At 73.0% G+C, this 3705-nt stretch carries 1 protein-coding gene; it reads left to right on the top strand.

Annotation, left to right across the window (positions count from 1 at the left end):
• Positions 1-203: 203 nt before the first annotated feature.
• Positions 204-3578 carry a pyruvate carboxylase gene (locus ABT085_RS45025; protein ID WP_351622656.1) on the top strand — a complete coding sequence of 1125 codons (3375 nt, stop codon included), beginning with the start codon at positions 204-206 and terminating at the stop codon, positions 3576-3578.
• Positions 3579-3705: the final 127 nt, after the last annotated feature.

Genomic DNA, 3705 nt, shown 5'->3' with positions numbered 1-3705 from the left:
TCTTACCCCCCCCCGGGCGGCGCCGGACCCCAATCCCCCCCCCCCCCCCCGCCGGGCGGCCCCCGCCGCGGCCGCGCCCCGCGGGGGGCGGGGCGCCGCAGTCCATCGGGGGAAACGCGAGGTGGGTGGCCCGGGTCACATGGCACAACCGGCCTGACGCCGACACCATGGTCCTCGTCACCGGCAGGCTGAAGGGATCCAGGATGTTCCGCAAGGTACTGGTCGCCAACCGTGGTGAGATCGCGATCCGGGCGTTCCGCGCGGGTTATGAACTCGGCGCGCGGACCGTCGCCGTCTTCCCGCACGAGGACCGCAACTCGCTGCACCGGCTGAAGGCGGACGAGGCCTACGAGATCGGCGAGCCGGGGCACCCCGTGCGGGCCTACCTCTCCGTCGAGGAGATCGTCGGGGCCGCGCGCCGCGCCGGAGCCGACGCGGTCTACCCGGGCTACGGATTCCTCTCCGAGAACCCCGACCTGGCGCGCGCCTGCGAGGAGGCGGGCATCACCTTCGTCGGACCGAGCGCCCGCACCCTGGAACTGACGGGCAACAAGGCCCGCGCGGTGGCCGCGGCCCGCGAGGCCGGCGTGCCGGTGCTCGGCTCCAGCGCACCCTCCACCGACGTGGACGAACTCGTGCGTGCCGCCGAGGAGATCGGCTTCCCCGTGTTCGTCAAGGCGGTCGCCGGCGGCGGCGGCCGCGGTATGCGCCGGGTCGAGGACCCCGCGCTGCTGCGGGAGTCCATCGAGGCGGCGTCGCGCGAGGCGGCCTCGGCGTTCGGCGACCCGACCGTCTTCCTGGAGAAGGCCGTCGTCGACCCCCGCCACATCGAGGTGCAGATCCTCGCCGACGGCCAGGGCAATGTCATCCATCTCTTCGAGCGCGACTGCTCGTTGCAGCGGCGCCACCAGAAGGTGATCGAGATGGCCCCCGCGCCGAACCTCGACCCGGAGCTGCGCGACCGCATGTGCGCAGACGCGGTGCGCTTCGCCCGGCAGATCGGCTACCGCAACGCGGGTACCGTCGAGTTCCTGCTCGACCCCGAGGGCAACCACGTCTTCATCGAGATGAACCCGCGCATCCAGGTCGAGCACACGGTGACCGAGGAGGTCACCGACGTCGACCTGGTGCAGGCCCAGTTGCGCATCGCGGCCGGGGAGAGCCTGGCCGACCTCGGCCTGTCCCAGGAGACCGTCGCCCTGCACGGGGCCGCCCTCCAGTGCCGTATCACCACCGAGGACCCGGCCAACGGCTTCCGTCCCGACACCGGGCGGATCACCGCCTACCGCTCGCCGGGCGGCTCCGGAATCCGCCTGGACGGCGGAACCACCCACGCGGGCACCGAGATCAGCGCGCACTTCGACTCCATGCTCGTCAAACTCAGCTGCCGGGGACGGGACTTCAAGTCCGCGATCGGCCGGGCCCGGCGTGCCGTCGCCGAGTTCCGCATCCGCGGTGTCGCCACCAACATCCCCTTCCTCCAGGCCGTGCTGGACGACCCGGACTTCCAGGCCGGGCGGGTGACGACCTCGTTCATCGAACAGCGGCCGCAGCTGCTCACCGCCCGGCACTCCGCCGACCGCGGCACCAAGCTGCTGACCTACCTCGCCGACGTCACGGTGAACAAGCCGCACGGCGAGCGGCCCGTGCTGATCGACCCGGTCACCAAGCTGGCGCCGCCGTTCACCGCCGAGCCGCCCGCGGGCTCCCGGCAGCGGCTGGTCGAGCTCGGCCCGCAGGGCTTCGCCCGCGCGCTGCGCGAGTCGCCGACCATCGGTGTCACCGACACCACCTTCCGCGACGCCCACCAGTCGCTGCTGGCCACCCGGGTGCGCACCAAGGACCTCCTCGCCGTCGCCCCCACCGTCGCGCACACCCTGCCGCAGCTGCTGTCCCTGGAGTGCTGGGGCGGTGCCACCTACGACGTCGCCCTGCGCTTCCTCGCCGAGGACCCCTGGGAGCGGCTGGCCGCCCTGCGCGAGGCGGTGCCCAACATCTGCCTCCAGATGCTGCTGCGCGGCCGCAACACCGTGGGCTACACGCCCTACCCGACGGAGGTGACCGACGCCTTCGTGCAGGAGGCCGCGGCCACCGGCATCGACATCTTCCGCATCTTCGACGCCCTCAACGACGTCTCCCAGATGCGGCCCGCGATCGACGCCGTACGGGAGACGGGCACTGCCGTCGCCGAGGTGGCGCTGTGCTACACCTCCGACCTGTCGAACCCGGCGGAGCGGCTGTACACCCTGGACTACTACCTGCGGCTGGCCGAGCAGATCGTGGCCGCGGGTGCCCATGTCCTGGCGGTCAAGGACATGGCCGGACTGCTGCGCGCGCCGGCCGCCGCGAAGCTGGTGTCGGCCCTGCGCCGGGAGTTCGACCTGCCGGTGCACCTGCACACCCACGACACCGCGGGCGGCCAGCTCGCCACCTACCTCGCCGCGATCCAGGCCGGCGCCGACGCCGTCGACGGAGCGGTGGCCTCGATGGCGGGCACCACCTCGCAGCCGTCGCTGTCGGCGATCGTGGCCGCGACCGACCACTCCGAGCGGCCCACCGGCCTCGACCTCCAGGCCGTCGGCGACCTGGAGCCGTACTGGGAGAGCGTGCGCCGCATCTACGCGCCGTTCGAGGCGGGCCTGGCCTCGCCGACCGGGCGCGTCTACCACCACGAGATCCCCGGCGGGCAGCTGTCCAACCTGCGTACCCAGGCGGTCGCGCTGGGCCTCGGCGACCGCTTCGAGGACATCGAGGCGATGTACGCGGCCGCCGACCGCATCCTGGGCCACCTGGTCAAGGTCACCCCGTCGTCCAAGGTGGTCGGCGACCTCGCCCTGCACCTGGTGGGCGCCGGAGTGACGCCGGCGGAGTTCGAGGAGACCCCGGACCGGTTCGACATCCCCGACTCCGTGATCGGCTTCCTGCGCGGCGAACTGGGCACCCCGCCCGGCGGCTGGCCGGAGCCGTTCCGTACCAAGGCGCTGCGCGGCCGCGGCGAGGCCAAGCCCGTGCAGGAGCTGACCGAGGAGGACCGCACCGGCCTGGAGAAGGCCCCCCGCGCGACGCTCAACCGGCTGCTGTTCCCCGGGCCGACGCGCGACTTCGAGACGCACCGCCAGACCTACGGCGACACGAGCGTGCTGGACAGCAAGGACTTCTTCTACGGCCTGCGCCCGGGTACGGAGTACGTCGTCGACCTGGAGCCCGGCGTCCGGCTGCTGATCGAGCTGGAGGCCGTGGGCGAGGCCGACGAGCGCGGCATGCGCACCGTGATGTCGACGCTCAACGGCCAACTGCGCCCGATCCAGGTGCGCGACACCGCGGCGGCCTCCGACGTCCCGGCGACCGAGAAGGCGGACCGGGCCAAGCCGGGCCATGTGGCGGCGCCGTTCGCGGGCGTGGTGACGCTCGTCGTCGACGAGGAGGACGAGGTCGAGGCCGGGGCCACGGTGGCCACCATCGAGGCGATGAAGATGGAGGCCACCATCACCGCCCCGAAGGCCGGGAAGGTGACCAGGCTGGCGATCAACCGGATCCAGCAGGTGGAGGGTGGCGACCTGCTCGTCGAGATCGGCTGACCCGGGTCCGGCGCACCGGCCTCACGGTGCGCCGGGCACCCGGCGGACTCAGGGGCGGGCGACGGGAGTTGCCCGCCCTGGGGCCTGTCCGGCGGATCATGCCGCAGACGCGGGGTCCGGCATGCCC

The sequence above is a fragment of the Streptomyces sp. NPDC002265 genome (assembly GCF_040296125.1).
Taxonomy (GTDB): Bacteria; Actinomycetota; Actinomycetes; order Streptomycetales; family Streptomycetaceae; genus Streptomyces.
This window is presented reverse-complemented; position numbering and strand designations above follow the sequence as displayed.